The sequence below is a fragment of the Acinetobacter sp. AB03 genome (genome assembly GCF_058107045.1).
Map to the genome: position 1 here is coordinate 1,205,661 of NZ_JBUEBA010000002.1, position 18,176 is coordinate 1,223,836.

At 41.4% G+C, this 18,176-nt stretch carries 16 protein-coding genes and 2 pseudogenes; 6 read left to right on the forward strand and 12 right to left on the reverse strand.

Going from position 1 to position 18,176, the window contains the following annotated elements; genetic code table 11:
• The 8 genes from ACY3FQ_RS06225 to ppsA form a co-directional block, all read right to left on the reverse strand.
• Window positions 1–1,079 (reverse strand): PA5441 family protein (locus ACY3FQ_RS06225; protein WP_489773713.1); only part of this gene is annotated, 1,079 nt, incomplete at its 3' end.
• Window positions 1,080–1,190: 111 nt separating this feature from the next.
• The gene (cyoE, locus tag ACY3FQ_RS06230) at window positions 1,191–2,069 is read right to left on the reverse strand and encodes a heme o synthase (RefSeq protein WP_489773714.1); all 879 of its coding nucleotides are present in this window, start codon (window positions 2,067–2,069) and stop codon (window positions 1,191–1,193) included.
• A 10-nt stretch (window positions 2,070–2,079) separates the two neighbouring features.
• Entirely contained in the window at window positions 2,080–2,409 is a 330-nt protein-coding gene (locus ACY3FQ_RS06235) for a cytochrome o ubiquinol oxidase subunit IV (RefSeq protein WP_026056475.1), read from the reverse strand.
• Window positions 2,406–3,026 carry a cytochrome o ubiquinol oxidase subunit III gene (gene cyoC, locus ACY3FQ_RS06240; protein ID WP_004696446.1) on the reverse strand — a complete coding sequence of 207 codons (621 nt, stop codon included), beginning with the start codon at window positions 3,024–3,026 and terminating at the stop codon, window positions 2,406–2,408. Before cyoC ends, ACY3FQ_RS06235 begins: the two co-directional genes overlap by 4 nt.
• A gap of 4 nt (window positions 3,027–3,030) precedes the next feature.
• Window positions 3,031–5,019 carry a cytochrome o ubiquinol oxidase subunit I gene (cyoB, locus tag ACY3FQ_RS06245; protein ID WP_004982033.1) on the reverse strand — a complete coding sequence of 663 codons (1,989 nt, stop codon included), beginning with the start codon at window positions 5,017–5,019 and terminating at the stop codon, window positions 3,031–3,033.
• A 3-nt stretch (window positions 5,020–5,022) separates the two neighbouring features.
• Complete coding sequence (cyoA, locus tag ACY3FQ_RS06250) at window positions 5,023–6,096, reverse strand: ubiquinol oxidase subunit II (RefSeq protein ID WP_004696450.1); 1,074 nt, start codon at window positions 6,094–6,096, stop codon at window positions 5,023–5,025.
• A 301-nt stretch (window positions 6,097–6,397) separates the two neighbouring features.
• Window positions 6,398–7,165, reverse strand: a complete 768-nt coding sequence (locus ACY3FQ_RS06255) for an RDD family protein (RefSeq protein WP_236770226.1) — start codon at window positions 7,163–7,165, stop codon at window positions 6,398–6,400.
• A 343-nt stretch (window positions 7,166–7,508) separates the two neighbouring features.
• Window positions 7,509–9,887, reverse strand: a complete 2,379-nt coding sequence (ppsA, locus tag ACY3FQ_RS06260; protein WP_004982030.1) for a phosphoenolpyruvate synthase — start codon at window positions 9,885–9,887, stop codon at window positions 7,509–7,511.
• Window positions 9,888–10,043: 156 nt separating this feature from the next.
• Here ppsA and ppsR point away from each other — a divergent pair, with 156 nt between their 5' ends.
• From ppsR to ACY3FQ_RS06275, 3 genes are all read left to right on the forward strand, one after another.
• On the forward strand, window positions 10,044–10,880 hold the full coding sequence (ppsR, locus tag ACY3FQ_RS06265) for a posphoenolpyruvate synthetase regulatory kinase/phosphorylase PpsR (protein WP_005400687.1): 837 nt from the start codon (window positions 10,044–10,046) through the stop codon (window positions 10,878–10,880).
• 216 nt (window positions 10,881–11,096) lie between these two features.
• Window positions 11,097–11,363, forward strand: a complete 267-nt coding sequence (locus tag ACY3FQ_RS06270; protein WP_489773715.1) for a hypothetical protein — start codon at window positions 11,097–11,099, stop codon at window positions 11,361–11,363.
• Window positions 11,364–11,444: 81 nt separating this feature from the next.
• Window positions 11,445–11,687 (forward strand): hypothetical protein, encoded by a 243-nt coding sequence (locus tag ACY3FQ_RS06275; RefSeq protein WP_489773716.1) that lies wholly within the window; start codon window positions 11,445–11,447, stop codon window positions 11,685–11,687.
• A gap of 34 nt (window positions 11,688–11,721) precedes the next feature.
• Here ACY3FQ_RS06275 and ACY3FQ_RS06280 read toward each other — a convergent pair whose 3' ends face one another.
• Entirely contained in the window at window positions 11,722–12,285 is a 564-nt protein-coding gene (locus tag ACY3FQ_RS06280; protein ID WP_428871340.1) for an NAD(P)/FAD-dependent oxidoreductase, read from the reverse strand.
• Window positions 12,286–12,446: 161 nt separating this feature from the next.
• On the opposite strand from ACY3FQ_RS06280, the pseudogene ACY3FQ_RS06285 reads away from it, so the two are divergent.
• Window positions 12,447–13,198: pseudogene (locus tag ACY3FQ_RS06285) on the forward strand (IS5 family transposase).
• 146 nt (window positions 13,199–13,344) lie between these two features.
• Here ACY3FQ_RS06285 and ACY3FQ_RS06290 read toward each other — a convergent pair.
• The 3 genes and pseudogenes from ACY3FQ_RS06290 to ACY3FQ_RS06300 form a co-directional block, all read right to left on the reverse strand.
• Window positions 13,345–14,346: an LLM class flavin-dependent oxidoreductase gene (locus tag ACY3FQ_RS06290; protein WP_489773717.1), complete on the reverse strand. Its 1,002-nt coding sequence runs from the start codon at window positions 14,344–14,346 to the stop codon at window positions 13,345–13,347.
• 288 nt (window positions 14,347–14,634) lie between these two features.
• Window positions 14,635–15,162: a YMGG-like glycine zipper-containing protein gene (locus ACY3FQ_RS06295; protein WP_489773718.1), complete on the reverse strand. Its 528-nt coding sequence runs from the start codon at window positions 15,160–15,162 to the stop codon at window positions 14,635–14,637.
• Window positions 15,163–15,386: 224 nt separating this feature from the next.
• Window positions 15,387–15,799, reverse strand: a pseudogene (locus ACY3FQ_RS06300) (hypothetical protein).
• 461 nt (window positions 15,800–16,260) lie between these two features.
• Here ACY3FQ_RS06300 and prfA point away from each other — a divergent pair.
• A complete protein-coding gene (gene prfA, locus ACY3FQ_RS06305) occupies window positions 16,261–17,349 on the forward strand; it encodes a peptide chain release factor 1 (RefSeq protein WP_489773719.1) in 1,089 nt (362 codons plus the stop codon).
• The gene (gene prmC, locus ACY3FQ_RS06310) at window positions 17,349–18,167 is read left to right on the forward strand and encodes a peptide chain release factor N(5)-glutamine methyltransferase (protein WP_489773720.1); all 819 of its coding nucleotides are present in this window, start codon (window positions 17,349–17,351) and stop codon (window positions 18,165–18,167) included. Before prfA ends, prmC begins: the two co-directional genes overlap by 1 nt.
• Window positions 18,168–18,176 lie beyond the last annotated feature (9 nt).

Consider the following 18,176-nt stretch of genomic DNA (forward strand, 5'->3'; position numbering starts at 1 on the left):
AAAACTTTATCTTCTGCCGATGTTGCCTGACGCATTTGCATTAAATCTGAAATGGCCAGAAAGAAGGGGTCTTTTAGATTTTTTGCATTGAATGAGCGGCTTTGAAAAACATGGCGATCCATTTCAAAGACTAGATTATCGAGCTCTAAATTATAGTATTTGGAATCGGGATGATTGATTTGCCATGCAAGTTCGTCGGTCAGGAGTTCGGTTTTTCCACTCAGCCAATAACAACGACGTAGTAAACCGCGTGCACTTGCAGCATATTTTCCCTCAGGAAAGCGTTTGAAGTAGGTAGTGATATGCTCATAGGTGTTTTTGAGTAAAGTCTGATCTACTTTATCGGTTTTTAAGTCACCATATTCACCGACACCCGACTGATAGCTTTCATTGAGGCTGCTACGGATCAACATATATTGCGATGTTTCTTTGATCCAAGGCTGATCAACCGTAGTTAATACTGAGTAAATTTTAGTAGCTGTGGAAAAGTTACTATTGTAAAAGGAAATGGTTGCATTTAAATAAGACGCATACTGACGTGCTTGTATAGACCAGTTCGGATTGACTTGGATGAGGGCAAGATCACGGTCACAGGCTGAGATTTTTTGTCTTTCTTGAATCAGTAAATCTTTTTCCGCTTTGTTGAGATTTTTGTCGGCTTTCACCTGCTGTGTAAATTGATCCGCACCATTGTCTAGACTACTGCAATGTTCTTGGTAGGGTGTTTTTTCATTGCTTGGTTTTAATCGGGCATTCAGTCGTTTATTGGTTACACCTCCAAACAACGTTTTAGCCGCAAATGGTACGTTGCTATATTCAGTTTCCCAAAGCGGATTATTTGGTTGATTAAAATTCAATTTGGCCAAGCCCATGTCGCTCAGGAGTAGGAGCATATTGGTTTGGTTGTCATTGGCGGGCGTGAGTGCAGGCAAATTGTCACAAGCTGTATAGACATTGGTTTGAATGTTGGTTGATGGGTAGCAAGAAACATCAAAACCAGAAAAACTGTGCGTGCTATAAGCAAGAGTGATAGGGAATAGACTAATAAAAATAGATTTTTTAAAAAATTGTGATGGCATTTTCATTGCAGAGCATAAGTTATTGTTGTGTCTGCTATGGTAACAATTTAAAGACTAGACTTAAATATTGAATAAGTTGAAATAAAAAAGATAGAGAGAACTCTATCTTTTTTAAAACAGCGGCAAATGTGGAGCAGGTGAGACATAGCTAAAACTAAAACTAAAACTTAATGCAGTAATTAAAATTACTGAATATAAGAAATAGCGTTTTGCCCAAACCTGATCATTTTCAGCTTTAAAACCAATCATTGATAAATATACCCAATAAGCACAGAGTGCGTTAAAGGTGATAAGAAAAAACATATTGGTATAGCCAAAACAATACAAACCATTTAACACCGCAGCAAACAGCAAGACATAAATCAAGCTTTCAACTTTCGTGCGGAAAATTGAACGTGCTACAGGTAAAATTGGAATGCCTGCATTTTTATAGTCGTCAAAGCGGTATACCGCAATTCCCCATGAATGAGGCATTTGCCAAAGTGCATATGCTAAGAAAAGCAACAATGCGGCAACATCAAATTCATTGGTCACAGCTGTATAGCCGATCACTGGTGGACTAGCACCAGAAATACTTCCAATCACGGTTTGGTGAATGGATGTGCGTTTGCTCCATAGACTATAAAAAATCACATAAACCACAAAACCAAGTACAGCAAAGCCAAAGGCGTAAGCATTAACAAAGAACCAGAGTAGGGCGAAACCTAATATTCCAAGCGCAGCAGAAAATGCCAAAGCAACGGAAGGACTGATGGTTTTTTTAACTAATGCGCGGTTCATCGTCCGTTCCATCTTTTGATCAATATCTTGATCAATGACGTTATTGACGACACAGCCAGAAGCAACAACCAGTGTTGTACCAAGTAGAGTGATGAGAAGGAGGAGGAAATCTACAGACCCCTGAGCGGCTAAAAAGAAGCCGCCCAGAGTGGTAACGAAGTTACCAAAGAGAATTCCTGGTTTAGTCAGGAATAAATACTTTTTCAACATGACGATCAGTTTAGATCATCATGTTGTAGTGTAAGTAGTTCATAATCCATACAGAGCCGACTAGAAGTACAGCAATACAAAGTACTGTATAGATAAATGCAATCACGTTCCAACGTTGCTCTGAAGATGAGTTCATGTGCAAGAAGTAAACTAATTGAACTAGAACCTGAGCAACCGCTGTAATTGCGATAACTGCCATAACAATACCGCGACCAAAACCACCAGCCATTACCATACCGAATGGAATTACGGTCAGGATAACTGAAAGGATAAAGCCGATCGTGTATTGCTTGGTGTTACCGTGTGAAGCACCAGCTGAGTTATGATCGTGACTCATTATAGAACTCCCATCAAGTAAACTACGCTGAATACACAGATCCAAACGATGTCAAGGAAGTGCCAGAACAAGCTTAGGCAAGCAAGACGACGAGTGTTTGGAAGAGTCAAACCATTTTTCTTGATCTGAATCATCAAAATGATCATCCATACCAAACCTGAAGTTACGTGAATACCGTGCGTACCTACTAAAGTAAAGAACGACGATAAAAACGCACTTACGCTTGGACCGTGGCCAGCATGAACTAAGTGATTAAACTCATATAGTTCCATGCCGATGAATGAAGCACCGAATAACCAAGTGATCGCTAACCAAGTTAAAACTTGGTTGACGTTCTTTTTGTATGCAGCAAGAACCGCAAAACCAAAAGTTACAGAAGAGATCAAGAGAGCGAAAGTTTCAGTTAAAACGAAACCTAAAGACTCACCGAATAATTCTTTTGCACTTGGTGTGCCCATAGGCACATGGCTACTTAAAACAGCGAATGCAATGAAGAGTGTACCGAATAGAATCAAGTCACTCATCAAATAAGTCCAAAAACCAAAGACGGTGATGTCGGTATCATCGTGGTGATGATGCTCATCGTGTCCGTGGTTTTCGTGATGAAGTACGTCAGCCATTGTCTTAGTCCTTCTTCAAATGTTTTTCAAGAATCGCGTAACGTTCATTTTCAATACGCTCAACTTCAGCAGCAGGAACATAGTAGTCCACTTTCTTCGTAAACGAAGACGCGATGAAGCTGATAATAGCAGCGATGAACATCACAACAACTAACCACCAGATATGCCAGATTAAACCAAAGCCCATAACAGTAATGAACATGGCAATCACAACACCAGCAGCACGATTCGTTGGCATATGAATGTCTTCGTATGAAGTAGGTTTCGCATACGCTACGCCATTCTCTTTGTCATTCCAGAACGTATCAATACCATTGATTGTTGGAAGGTGAGCAAAGTTGTAGAACGGAGCAGGAGACGAAGTCGCCCATTCAAGTGTACGACCATCCCATGGATCGCCTGTAAGGTCGAGGTTGTCGTTGCGTTGTAAGTAACCAACAACAATCTGCATAACGAAACATGCAATACCAATCGCGACTAACACAGAACCGAAGAATGCAATAGCAATGTACGGATCCCATTCAGGGTTGTCATATGTATTCAAACGACGAGTCATACCCATGAAACCAAGGATATAAAGTGGCATGAATGCGAAGTAGAAACCGAAGAACCAGAACCAGAACGCAGCTTTACCCCATGCTTCATTGAGCTTCCAACCAAACATTTTCGGCCAGTAGAAAATGATGCCGGCAAACATACCAAACACCACACCACCGATAATTACGTTATGGAAGTGAGCAATCAAGAACAATGAGTTGTGTACAAGGAAGTCCGCAGGTGGAACCGCCATTAATACACCAGTTAAACCGCCAATACCGAATGTTACAAGGAAGCCAAGCGTCCATAACATAGGAGTAGTGAAGGTGATACGACCCTTATACATTGTGAATAACCAAGAGAAGATTTTCACACCAGTAGGAATCGCAATAACCATGGTCATGATACCGAAGAACGCATTCACGTTCGCACCAGCACCCATGGTGAAGAAGTGGTGAAGCCATACTACGAACGCTAGTACTGTGATCGCAATTGTTGCATACACCATTGATTTGTAACCGAACAACGTTTTACGAGAGAACGTTGAAACAACTTCAGAGTAAATACCAAATGCTGGTAATACTAAGATGTAAACTTCTGGGTGACCCCATGTCCAAATCAAGTTTACATACAACATTGGGCTACCACCCATGTCATTTGTAAAGAAGTGGAAACCGAAGTAACGGTCAAGCGTTAACATCGCAATTGTTGCTGTTAACACTGGGAATGACGCAATGATCAATACAGCTGTACACAAAGATGTCCAAGTAAAGATCGGCATGTCCATAAGTGACATACCAGGCGCGCGCATTTTAATGATGGTAACGAAGAAGTTAACACCCGTTAATAGCGTACCTAAACCTGAAATCTGAAGTGCCCAGATATAGTAGTCCACACCCACGCCTGGAGAGTATTCGATACCTGAAAGAGGAGGATAAGCCATCCAACCTGTTGCAGCGAATTCACCAATTGCAAGAGATGCCATCATTAAGCCTGCAGCACCAGCAAATAACCAGAAGCTTAGAGAGTTTAATAATGGGAAGGCAACGTCACGTGCACCAATTTGAAGTGGTACAGAGATGTTCATTAAGCCAACAACTAGACCCATTGCTACGAAGAAGATCATGATTACACCGTGTGCGGTGAAGATCTGATCGTAGTGTTCTGGGTGTAAATAACCTTCACCGCCACCTTTTGCAAGGAACAGTTGAAGACGCATCATAATCGCATCGGCGAAACCACGCAAAAGCATGATGATCGATACGAAAAGATACATGATACCAATTTTTTTATGGTCGACTGATGTGAACCATTCGTTCCACAAGTAGCCCCATTTTTTAAAGTAGGTAATACCAGCAACAACTGCGATACCACCTAAGATCATCATTGCAACTGTGACCAGTACAATTGGATCGTGCGGAATAACGTCCGGACCTAACTTACCTAAGAAGCTCATGTCTTATTCCCCTACAACTGATGAAGCAGGTTCAACAGCGGCATGTGCTTCAGATGAAGCAGCCCCGTGAGCACCCGCAGTCGCTGAGTGATCAGCACCGTGATAGTTGCTCATATATTTGCTGATGACTGACTTAAACAAGCCTTCCTCTACAGAAGAGTAGTAAGTCACAGGGTGTGGCTTAGTTGGATAAGGCTTCATTGCCTCAGCAGCAGCCTTCTCTTCAGGAGTTTTTGCTTTTGAAATCAAAACTTCAATTTGGTGTTTACCACGGTTACCGTCACGTAAAGACTCAAATTCAGCTTGATCTAAAATTGTTTTTTGTACAGCTTTAGGATTAATGCTTGTACCGTTACCTGCTTTAACTGCAGCAACCCATTCAGCGAACTGAGCGTCAGTTACAGAGTGAGCACGGAAGCGCATTTGCGAGAAGCCGTAGCCTGAATAGTTCGAAGAGAAACCGCGGTAGCCTTCAGCTGGGCTAGTTCCATCTGCTAACAAATTCAAGTGCGTTTGCATGCCTGCCATTGCATAAATTTGACCACCTAACGCAGGGATGAAGAAAGAGTTCATCGTGAAGTTAGAGGTAATTTTAAGTGCAACTGGAGTTTTTTCAGGGAAACGAATTTCGTTAACCGTCGCAATGTTAAGATCAGGGTAAATGAAGATCCATTTAAACTGTTCAGCAATGACTTGAATATTTACAGGTGCTTTATCAGATTCGAGCGGGCGGTAAGGGTCATACTTGTGTGAACCCCACCAAGTTAACCAAGCCAGAATACCAATAATAATGACAGGAATACCCCAAACTACAATTTCAATTGCAGTAGAGTGTGCCCATGTAGGTTTATAGTCTGCATCTTTATTCGACGCGCGATATTTCCAACCAAACCATAATGCCATTACGACTGATGGAATAACCACCAATAGCATTAAATAGATCGCAGTCATCATTAAGTCAGATTGACCTTGTGCAACTGGACCTTTTGAGTTTAGAAGTACCATATCACCACCACACCCCGTTAAGAGCGCGGCGATCGCAGATAAAGACAATACAGCTAAAATCGTTTGTCTCATTTTACAACCTCGGTGAAGAGTCCCATTCCCTAATAAAATTGGGATAGCGATTAAAGTGTCGCATGATTGAAAAGTTTCTTTTTAAGTCTAAAAACACTTCTCAATCATAAGACACCGCTACGTTGTAGGGCATTATGCCTCATATCGACAAACTAAGCTATACGTAAAGATGCTTTAAATGACTGTTATAAAAACCGATTTTTTCACTCGGAATTTTATAATTTCTTTATGGATTTATTTTGAATATCAATAAACTGCGGAAAACTGAGGTGCGCCAAACCTCAGCTTAAATATGGTCAAATTACTGCTTAATGACCTTGGTTTTCGCCAGCTTATCGTGCAAAGTTTGACGCTTTGAAGTTAAACCAAAGACGTGATCGATGATGGTAATAAACGGCATGAACAGCATATTGAGCACAATAAAGACAACACTGCGCAATGTGAATACACGCAAAAGGCTAACTTTTTCGTTGGTTTCTACGTCTACAATTTTAATTTTGGTAATTTTTTTGCCAATACTTTGACCACTTTTTGCTAAGAAAAAGGCCTGGATACCGAGCATAATCAGCAGGTAAATTCCCATGGTGGTCCATGCTTCAGTAGGAATCAAACTGAACAGTTGTGCTTGTAGTTCACTGGCCTGAGTTGCTGTAGTGGCCGCTTGCATTTTTTGCTGAATTTCAGTGAGTTCACCAAATTTGTCTGCTTGTAAAAAGAACGAGGGAATCGCAGCGGCAGGGAGCCAAAGAAGTAAATCAATGACTTTGGCTAAGACGCGTGTGCCTATTGATGCCAGTTCAGGTTGAGCAACTTTCGCCGCAGTACGGTTTGGTTGTGAAAATTGATTTGGCGTATGCATTGGCTCAGGAATAGGGGGCTGAGGTTGATAACCTACAGGTTCATAAGCCAGTTTTCCTTGGGTGAGTTCACCTAAAGCTTTCCATTCAGGCATACCCTGATGCCAAACTAAATCTGTCAATAAAACTTGTTGGCTTGCGAGCATCTGATTCAACTGCTCTAAGGTATATGGACCGGCTTGTTGATTATTTCGTGCCAAGTAAATCTGCATATAAACTTAATCTCAAAATATAAATTGGGATATTTAAATAATAAATGTATTTGTTTTCAGATTAAAAACAAATAAAAAATCTATGATAAAACATGCGGATAGTCTAGAGAATTTCAAGCTGAAATTAACCAAAACTACACAAAATGCAGGACAGTGTAGCAAGGATTATGCTGCTTCTTCTAGCTTTATCGCAATGCGATCTCTTCTCAATCAAAATGTTGCTGCATGAGTGCCAAACTTAGTTTAAGTTTTTGTATCAATATGCTTGTTTTAGTACGGATACGTTGAAAGAGTGGACATAAAAAAGACCCATGAAAGGGTCTTTTTTTATCACATCAAAAAGTTAAGCTTTTTGAACTTTTTCTTCTGCAAGGAAGAACCAAGTGTCTAATACTGAGTCAGGGTTAAGTGATACAGATTCGATACCTTGTTCCATAAGCCATTGCGCAAGATCTGGATGATCTGATGGGCCTTGACCACAGATACCCACATATTTACCTGCTTTACGGCATGCATGAATTGCCATAGAAAGAAGTGCTTTTACTGCTGGATCACGCTCATCAAATAGGTGAGACACAATACCAGAGTCACGGTCTAGACCAAGCGTTAACTGGGTTAAGTCGTTTGAACCGATAGAGAAGCCATCGAAGTGTTCAAGGAACTGTTCAGCCAATAATGCGTTCGTTGGTAACTCACACATCATGATCACTTTCAGACCATTTTCACCACGTTTCAGGCCGTTTAACGCCAATAATTCAATTACACGTTTTGCTTCATGTACAGTACGTACGAAAGGAATCATGATTTGAATATTGGTTAAGCCCATTTCGTCACGTGCTTTTTTCAACGCGCGGCATTCTAATTCGAAGCAGTCACGGAAGTTGTCAGACACATAACGGCTGGCACCACGGAAGCCTAACATTGGGTTTTCTTCTTCAGGCTCGTATAACTTACCACCGATCAAGTTTGCGTATTCATTTGACTTAAAGTCAGACATACGAACGATCACAGGTTTGTCTGCAAATGCTGCAGCAAGGGTAGAAATACCTTCAACCAGTTTTTCAACATAGAATTCGATTGGCGATGCATAACCCGCAGTACGTGCCATTACCGCAGCACGTGTTTCACGTGGCAAGCTGTCAATGTTCAACAATGCTTTAGGGTGGACACCGATCATACGGTTAATGATGAACTCAAGACGTGCAAGGCCAATCCCTTCATTTGGAATTTGTGCAAAGTCAAATGCGCGGTCAGGGTTACCGACGTTCATCATTACTTTGAACGGAAGCTCTGGCATTGATTCGATTGAATTGGTTTGAATCTCGAAATCTAAAGAACCTTCGTAGATGAAACCTGTATCACCTTCAGCACATGAAACAGTCACTTCCTGACCGTCTACTAGAACTTCAGTTGCATTACCACAACCGACGATTGCTGGAACACCCAGTTCACGTGCAATAATTGCTGCGTGACACGTACGACCACCACGGTTAGTGACAATTGCAGCGGCACGTTTCATTACTGGTTCCCAGTCTGGGTCAGTCATGTCAGATACAAGCACGTCACCGTCTTGTACTTTGTCCATTTCTTTAATAGACGTAACAATACGGACTTTACCAGAACCAATACGCTGACCGATTGAACGACCTTCACAAATCACAGTGCCTTTTTGTTTTAAAAGGTAGCGTTCCATGGTGCCGACGTTTTCACGGCTCTTTACTGTTTCAGGGCGCGCTTGAACGATATAAATTTGACCGTCATCGCCATCTTTTGCCCACTCGATGTCCATTGGAGAACCATAATGGTTTTCAATAATCAGCGCTTGTTTTGCAAGTTCTTGTAGTTCGTGGTCGTTTAATGCGAATTGTTGACGCTCTTGTTTTTCAACATCAACCACAACAACTGATTTACCTGCAGATGCTTCTTCGCCGTAAATCATTTTTTGGTGTTTAGAACCCAGATTACGACGGAGTACAGCGTGCTTGCCTGCATTTAAAAGGGGTTTAGAAAGGTAGAATTCGTCAGGGTTTACAGCACCTTGAACAACCATTTCACCCAAACCATAAGATGCAGTGATAAAGACTACGTCACGGAAACCTGATTCAGTGTCGAGTGTAAACATTACACCTGCTGCACCAGTTTCAGAGCGAACCATACGCTGAATACCAGCAGATAAAGCCACAACATCATGCGCAAAGTTTTGGTGTACGCGGTAAGAAATTGCACGGTCGTTATACAGTGATGCAAATACTTCTTTGATCGCGATCAATACGTTGTCGATACCGCGAATGTTTAAGAAGGTTTCTTGTTGGCCTGCAAAAGAAGCATCTGGTAAATCTTCTGCTGTCGCAGAAGAACGAACGGCAACCGCGATGTCAGGGTTGCCGTTTGAAAGCTCTGCAAATGCTTTACGAACTTCTTGTTCGAGTTCTGCCGTAAGTGGAGTATCTACAATCCATTGGCGAATTTTCGCGCCTGTTTCAGCAAGAGCATTTACATCATCAACATTGAGGACTTTTAACTCTGCATTGATTTTAGCGTTTAGGCCACTTTGCTCGAGAAATTCACGATATGCTTGAGCTGTAGTAGCAAAGCCACCTGGTACAGATACACCTGCATTTGATAGGTGGCTGATCATTTCACCTAAAGATGAGTTTTTCCCACCTACAAGTTCAACGTCGTGTTTCCCTAATTTTTCTAGACCAATTACGCGCGCTTCCAAAGTTGTTACTCCACTTTTGCAGTATTTAATCACTATCTTGGCATCAGATTATAACAAATCTACTTAGCTTTTTGATTTTACTAAGCGACAGTCATGTAAGATCGGTTTACTATAAAGATTATATAGCACTAAGACAAATTTTTGAGGAGAATTTTAATGTCAGGAAGTAAACAATTTAAGCGGAGTGTTTTTTTTGTATCAGATGGTACTGCAATTACCGCTGAAACCCTTGGGCACTCGCTATTGGCGCAGTTTCCAAATGTTGACTTTGACATTCATATTATTCCTTATATTAGCTCTGAAGAAGCTGCTACAAATGTGGTTGCTGAGATCAATTTAAGGGCGCAACAAGACGGACAAAAGCCACTGGTTTTTGACACTTTAGTCGACCCGTACGTGCGTGACATTATTAATACTGCAAATGCTATAAATCTTGATGTATTTGAGGGGCTTATTAGTAAATTGTCTGAAGAGTTGGGAACACCGCCTACAACTTTAGTCGGACAGACCCATGCGGTGACCGATTCGGAGTCTTATAAAGCACGTATTGATGCGGTGCATTTTGCTTTGGATAACGATGATGGTGCACGTACACGCCACTATGACAAGGCCGATCTGATTCTGATTGGGGTATCACGTTCGGGTAAAACACCGACGTCAATTTATTTGTCATTACAGTTTGGGATTCGTGTAGCAAACTATCCATTGACAGAAGAAGACTTGGATGACAACCGTTTACCTGCGGTACTTCGCGCGCATAAACAGAAGCTTTTTGGTTTGATGATTGATGCTGAACGTCTTGTTGCTATTCGCTCTGAACGTAAAGCCAATAGCCGTTATGCAAGCTTCAGCCAGTGCCAAATGGAGCTTCGCGCAATTGAAGGGATTTATATCTCTGAAGGGATTAAATACTTAAATGTCTCGGAAATGTCGATTGAAGAAATTTCAACTCGTGTACTCCAAATGACGGGTTTAAAACGTCGCATTGGTTGATATTGTCATTACATTATAAAGCGTCATATTGATGATGCTTTATAATGTCGATCAATATAAAAATACAGATTAGATCAAATGAAAATAATATCAAAATGCATATCGGGTGTATTTTGTTGTGCTCATTTTAATATGGCTTTATATGCGAAAAATATATCAATTTAGCAGGCTGAGCAGGCCATTGATCAAAAATATGCAGCGCTAGATTTTTATGCGGTGAATCAACAGATCGAAAGTGATGTGGTTGATTTAATCCGTGAAAATGCAGAAAGTTATGCTTATTCTTTCCCCAAATTGACTGAAAACCTTAGACTAAAGATTAATGCCTCACCGGACCAACTGCTTAAATTCTATACTTTTGATGTAGGTGGTGGCGGTACCATGGGTGAATTTTCATCCTATGTGCAGATGAAATCGAGCAAGTCCACTAAACTTCGGCCTTTAGAAACAGGCTATATTTTAAAGATTGACCAAGTGAAATAGGGTGCACAGCCGATTTATCTGATTCAAAGTTATTACAAAGGCGATAGTTGTCACGGTCTCTAAAAAATTCAAGCCTTTAAAATGCATACCCAAGCTTTGACAGCAACACCAGTTTTTCAGACCAAGAACAAGCAACTAAGTTCGATTGAAGTAGATTATGACTGTCATTATGACGAAGAGCAGCGCGGTTCATATATTCGTGTTTCAAAAAGCTTAAACAAGATTGATATCATTTTATTAGATCAAAACAGCCGCCCGACTGGAAAATACTTACGGTATCAGCGCTCAAATACAGGGTATCAATGTACAGGTGTGACGAAATAAACAACGGGTAAGTAGGGAAACTCACCCTATATGGTTAATGATTATAGGTGGTAATGATCACATCGACGGGATATTCGGCGCCATCTAAACTTTGAATATCATGTTCTCGAATTTTGACGATCGGCCAAGTGATTAGCTTACAGTTGTCGCGCTGTAGGGCGTGATAATAATGATCGGACTTGAAAAATTTAAGTTTATCGGCAGCGGAGTTAGGTTTGAGTTGATGTCTAAGCCATGGGTCTTGAACTTGGGTTTCTAAAAAGCGTAGGGCCAGTAGGCATTTGATGCGTGTATTAAATAGGCGTCGGTTCTTAATAACCAAAGGATGTTGGATTAAACGCTGAATTCCGCTCTCTGTTTTTGGCAAGATGAATTGCGGTGCGTTTTGAAAAACACAGACCGATTGAGCGACCTGACAAATCGATTCGAGGGCAGTTACTGTATGCTGGTTGGTACCAATAATGGCGACACGTTGCTCGGCAAAAGTATGTTGTTTAATTTCTGAAGCAGCAATCAGTTGTCCTTTAAAATGCTGAAAATATTCGGGATGGTTTTGAAATAAACCAGATATGTTTTCTGTTGAATGCAAATTGACCATGTTCTATCCTTAATTGTTTTTTATCGTCTTTCCTTAATTTATGATTTTTAGTGCTTTTGCTCTAAAAGGCAAAGTGATAAATTGTCTGAGCAGTCACGCTAACTTTAGTCTAGGGCTTGTTGAGAATTAACAAATGCTACTGATTAATTTACAATAGTACTATGGATAGATACATACTTACTGATGCCCAATGGGCAAAAATGGAACCTTTTTGCCTAGGTAAAGTGACCGATCGAGGTCGTAGTGGAAAAGATAATCGATTATTTTTAGAAGCAGTCCTATGGATTGCCCGTACAGGCAGTCCATGGCGTGATCTACCTCCTCATTTTGGTAAATGGAATACCGTCTTTAAAAGATACCGTGATTGGGTGAAAGCTGGTGTATTTGAAAATATTTTTGCATCTGTAAATGAAGATGTTGATTTGGAATACGCCATGATTGATGGAACGATTGTTAAAGTTCATCGACATGGGCAAGGTGCAAAAGGGGGACTTTCAAACAGTCTATAGGTAAATCTCGAGGTGGAATGACCTGTAAAATTCTTGCCTTAGTGGATAGTCTAGGCAACCTTATTAAATTTCGATTAATGCCTGGTCAATATCACGATTTAGTAGAAACCAAACCTTTAATTGAAGATGTTGATTTTCAAGCATTACTGGCTGATAAAGCATTTGATGCAGATTGGCTCATCCAAGAACTCAATGAACGTAAAGTGAAAGTGGTGATCCCACCTAAATCTAATCGAAAAGTAATGAGAGGATTTGATACGATTATGTATAAATGGCGTCATCTCATTGAAAACTATTTCTGTAAGTTAAAAGAATTTAAACGTATAGCGATGCGTAGTTGTAAAACAGATACGAGTTTTGAAGCCATGATTCAATTGTGCGCGAGTTTAATTAACTCTCGGTAATTCTCAACAGACCCTAGACATATCAGCAGTTTTTGCAGGGTTTTAAGGATTTTTTAGATATCGGCTGAGATTTTAGTTATTCATTTATGTATGTCGCCTTATGGGTATGCATTAATACGCATAAGGCGATTAGCTTTTATTTGTAATTAGCTATTTTTGATCTGCATGAGACGTTCAAAGTTTTCTAAACGTTTGTCCGTGTCATAGATGTCACAGGTGAAAATGAACTCATCGACATCATATTCTAAAAGAAGCTGTTTCAAGCCTTCTTTCACCGTGCCATTGGAACCGATTTGGGCCATGGCATAAAAACTATCTACCGACATTTTTTCCGCAGGTGACCATAGACCGTTCATGCTGGCAATTGGTGCTTTTAACTTTAAACTTTGACCGCGCATGAGACCTAAAACTCGTTGGTAGGCACTGGTCGCTAGATACTCAGCTTCAGCATCAGTTTCAGCAACGACCGTCGGGACACCCATAGATACATAAGGTTTGGATAAGTATTCAGAGGGTTCAAAGTTTTCACGATAGAGCTGAATCGCTTGTTTCAGCATACGCGGTGCAAAGTGTGATGCAAAAGAGTAGGGAAGTCCGAGTTTTGCAGCCAGTTGTGCACTAAATAAACTTGAACCAAGTAGCCATACAGGCACATGTGTCCCTTGCCCTGGAGTTGCAATGATGCGCTGATTTGGCTCAGCGTCTTTAAAGTAATGCAAAATTTCTAAGACATCTTGTGGGAACTGATCTTCAGTTTCTTGACGGCCACGGCGAAGTGCGCGCATGGTCACTTGGTCTGTGCCCGGTGCTCGACCTAAGCCTAATTCAATCCGGTTTGGATAGAGTGTCGCAAGCGTACCGAATTGCTCCGTTACGATCAGTGGGGCATGGTTCGGGAGCATGATACCGCCAGAACCCACTTTTAAGGTTGAGGTATTCGCGAGTAAATAGCCGAGTAGCACCGCAGTCGCAGAACTGGCAATACCATCCATATTATGATGTTCTGCAAGCCAAAGTCGGCTATAGCCTAAACGCTCAGCTTGTTGGGCCAATTTTAAGCTATGCTGTAGAGTGAGCTGTACAGTTTGATCTTCGCGGACAGGAGCTAATTCTAGAATAGAAAATTGAGTCTCGGACAACGTGCGCATTCTACTTCTCAGTTTTGTTTTATATATCGAAATAATACGATATAACTGTTATTTTGTATATCGATTTTATTCGATATTCTGGTCGTTTTGTATAAGGTGTTGATTTAAAAATGAAACTAATTATCTATTCAACATCGTTGAACCGCACTAGCCACACATGCGTTTAAAGCAAAAAGAAGTAAGCAACTGCATCGCAGAAACGATACAGCGTCTTTCTTAAGTGTAGTTGTCAGATAAACAAAAAGCACCCGAAGGTGCTATTTTATTTGAGAATGTTTTATGCGGTGCTTAACGTTTACCGTTTTTGTACCAGCCCAAGTGACGGCCATTGTCACCACGATAGTCGCGACCATTATATTTATAATTGCTGTTACGGTAGCCGCGGCTGTCATAATGACGATCATAACGGTCATCGTAACGGCGGTCATATTCATCATCATAACGACGGTCTTCAGAGACTTTTTTACCCAGAACTGCACCACCCGCTGAACCTAGACCTGCGCCAATATACCCACCATTGGTACCGCCCATGTTTTTACCTACGGTATAACCACCTGCACCACCGAGTGCTCCACCAATGATTGCACCATTACGGTCACGTTTGTTGGCTGAAGCGGCTGCACCTGCACCACCACCAATGGCAGAACCAATCATCGCGCCTGTTTGTCCACCCATTTGGTTACCAATCGCGGCACCGACAACACCACCTAACGCAGACGTCAGTGCAGTATTGGTCGTATTACCCGCATATGTCGTGGTCATCGTTAATGCTGAAGCTGCAATTACGGTACTCATTAAAATTGATTTAATTTTCATTTTTAAACTCCTAAGAGCATGTCTATTTTGTCTTGATTTCACTTTAGCGAAACAAGTGGGAAGAATAATGAAGAAAAACTTTATCGAAACTGTTGCTTTGGTAAGTGCTGTGTAACGACTCTTCGTATTTTCTACCAGTTTGGCTGATGTGTTATTGCGTCTAAATCTGTGCCATAAAAAAGCACCCGAAGGTGCTTTCAATGACATCTTTACGATGCAGCTAATTAATGGTGTTTATGTTTTTTCTTCCATTTTTTACCATGGTAAGAGTCATACTGTTTATCTTTTGAGATTTTGTTGCTAGTGCTGCACCGCCCGCTGCACCTAATGCAGAACCCACGTAGCCACCATTGGTGCCGCCCATGCTTTTACCTACGGTATAGCCCGCACCACCACCGATCGCACCGCCAATAGCAGATTCAGTACGATGACGTTTGTCACTTGCAACTGCTGCACCACCTGCACCACCGATGGTTGCACCAGTTGTGCCGCCCATGTTTTTACCAATCGCTGTCCCTGCAACACTACCTAAAGCACTGGCTGCTGCAACGCGAGTTGTGCTGTCTGCATATGCAGTTGCAGTAAACATAGATGCCGTTGCTAATGTTGCTGACATTAAGAGTGTATTAAGTTTCATGTGTTTCTCCATGTCCAACATTGGTTGAACTGTCTTACTTTTTTCGATGTGGCTAATGTAACAAAAAGATTCCAGTTAATTGTGGAGAGTTAAAACTAAATTGAAACCCGTTGGTTTCTTGTTTGTATCAGTTTTATTACAAATGTGAATAAGCAGAATGAAATTTATCCAAAATCATGCAAATGTGGATAAACCTAGGAGTGATGCAGTTCACACTCTGAATTTTGAGCTGAAATGACCTATTTAAAAGGTGTATATGAAATAAGCTATTCTACATTTTTTGAACGCCAGTAAGCATATAAACACGCTTTAAAAGTGTATCAATCTACTGAGGCGTATAAAGTAAACGTCGCTCAGGATTGAATAAAGATGTTCTTTGCGTGATAGAGCCGTTAAACTAAGCGCAAATTTTTTGGTGCTGTGAAACTGTATTGCAGCCTTTATATTGAGATATTTTCCTAATGAAAGAATCGTTACGTTTACGATTAGATCAACTTTTTGACCGTCACGAAGAATTAACAGCATTACTTGCAGATGTAGAAGTCATTTCGGATAACAAACGCTTTCGTCAGTTGTCACGTGAACATAGTGATTTAAGTGAAATCACAGAAGTTTGGACCAAGTACAAACAAGCAGAAGCTGATATTGAAACGGCTGAAGCGATGCTGTCAGATCCTGATTTTAAGGAAATGGCTGTTGAAGAAATTAAAGAAAATAAAGCAATTATTGCGTCTTTAGAAGCTGATTTAAATATCTTAATGATTCCGAAAGATCCAAATGATGCGAACTCTGCATATTTGGAAATTCGAGCGGGAACAGGCGGTGATGAAGCCGCTATTTTCTCGGGTGACTTATACCGCATGTATACCAAGTACGCTGAATCACAAGGCTGGCGTATTGAAGTGTTGTCTGAAAATGAAGGCGAACACGGTGGTTATAAAGAAATCATTTGTTTGGTGAATGGTGAAGGCGTTTACGGTCGCTTGAAGTTTGAAAGTGGCGCGCACCGTGTACAACGTGTACCTGCAACGGAGTCTCAGGGTCGTGTACATACTTCGGCGTGTACCGTTGCGATTTTGCCTGAAATTGATGTCGATACAACAGTCGAGATTAATGCATCAGACTTACGTATTGATACCTACCGTGCCTCAGGTGCGGGTGGTCAGCACATCAACAAAACCGATTCAGCTGTGCGTATTACCCACATTCCAACAGGAACGGTGGTGGAATGTCAGGAAGAGCGTTCACAACATAAGAACAAAGCCAAAGCGATGGCTTTACTTGCTTCACGCTTGGAAAATGCAAAACGTGCAGCGGCTGATGCAGCAACTTCTGAAATGCGCCGTGACTTGGTCGGCTCGGGTGATCGTTCAGAACGTATCCGTACCTATAACTACCCGCAAGGTCGTATGACCGATCACCGTATTAACTTAACTTTATACAAGTTAGACGCGGTTATGGAAGGCGATTTAACTGAACTATTAGATAGCTTACATCGTGAATATCAAGCAGATCAGCTTGCGATGCTTGCACAGCAGAATGGTGGATAATGAATATTGCCCAAGCTTTGGCTTTACGTGGTGAAGCCGAGAGTTACGAACGCCAAGAGAACGCATGGTTGCTGGAACACATCACCAAAATTGATTCTTTCGATTTGGTTATGAAAAAAGATCAAGTGCTGACCGATGAACAAGAGCAGGCCTATGTTGCTGCCTTGGCACGAATCGAAGCAGGTGAACCTTTGGCCTATGTGACAGGTTCGCAGCCGTTTTGGACGCTAGATTTGATTGTTACTTCTGACACTTTAGTTCCACGTCCAGATACCGAGGTACTGGTAGAAACTGTATTACGTTTAGACTTACCTGAAGATGCGCGCATTGTCGACTTAGGCACGGGGACAGGTGCGGTTGCGCTTTCATTGGCCAGTGAACGGGACACGTGGGACATTACGGCTACCGATATTTATGAGCCAACTTTAGCTGTTGCGCAGCAAAATGCAGAAAAGCATGACTTAAATGATGTGACTTTTGTGTGTGGCAGTTGGTTTGCACCGCTAAATCGAAAGTTTTTTGATGTGATTGTCTCGAACCCGCCGTACATCGATGCTGATGATGCCCACATGCAAGACTTAGCAACTGAGCCTGAACGTGCCCTAGTTGCGGCAGATCATGGTTTGGCTGATTTGAAAGTTATTATCCAGCAAGGTAAAAAGCATTTAACCCTCGATGGTTGGGTGGTGCTGGAGCATGGTTATGATCAAGCTGACGCTGTACAGAAAATCTTTAAAGAAGCGGGCTATAAACAAGTCCGTACGGTGAAAGATTATGGTGGAAATAACCGCGTTACATTAGGGCAGTGGACACAATAATTTCATTGT

Excerpts from the sequence above, each read along its gene's own strand:
- cyoE (WP_489773714.1), bottom strand. The coding sequence starts at position 2,069 with ATGTTGAAAAAGTATTTATTCCTGACTAAACCAGGAATTCTCTTTGGT.
- cyoC (WP_004696446.1), bottom strand. The coding sequence starts at position 3,026 with ATGGCTGACGTACTTCATCACGAAAACCACGGACACGATGAGCATCAT.
- cyoB (WP_004982033.1), bottom strand. The coding sequence starts at position 5,019 with ATGAGCTTCTTAGGTAAGTTAGGTCCGGACGTTATTCCGCACGATCCA.
- cyoA (WP_004696450.1), bottom strand. The coding sequence starts at position 6,096 with ATGAGACAAACGATTTTAGCTGTATTGTCTTTATCTGCGATCGCCGCG.
- ACY3FQ_RS06255 (WP_236770226.1), bottom strand. The coding sequence starts at position 7,165 with ATGCAGATTTACTTGGCACGAAATAATCAACAAGCCGGTCCATATACC.
- ppsR (WP_005400687.1), top strand. The coding sequence starts at position 10,044 with ATGTCAGGAAGTAAACAATTTAAGCGGAGTGTTTTTTTTGTATCAGAT.
- ACY3FQ_RS06275 (WP_489773716.1), top strand. The coding sequence starts at position 11,445 with ATGCATACCCAAGCTTTGACAGCAACACCAGTTTTTCAGACCAAGAAC.
- ACY3FQ_RS06280 (WP_428871340.1), bottom strand. The coding sequence starts at position 12,285 with ATGGTCAATTTGCATTCAACAGAAAACATATCTGGTTTATTTCAAAAC.
- ACY3FQ_RS06290 (WP_489773717.1), bottom strand. The coding sequence starts at position 14,346 with ATGCGCACGTTGTCCGAGACTCAATTTTCTATTCTAGAATTAGCTCCT.
- ACY3FQ_RS06295 (WP_489773718.1), bottom strand. The coding sequence starts at position 15,162 with ATGAAAATTAAATCAATTTTAATGAGTACCGTAATTGCAGCTTCAGCA.
- prfA (WP_489773719.1), top strand. The coding sequence starts at position 16,261 with ATGAAAGAATCGTTACGTTTACGATTAGATCAACTTTTTGACCGTCAC.
- prmC (WP_489773720.1), top strand. The coding sequence starts at position 17,349 with ATGAATATTGCCCAAGCTTTGGCTTTACGTGGTGAAGCCGAGAGTTAC.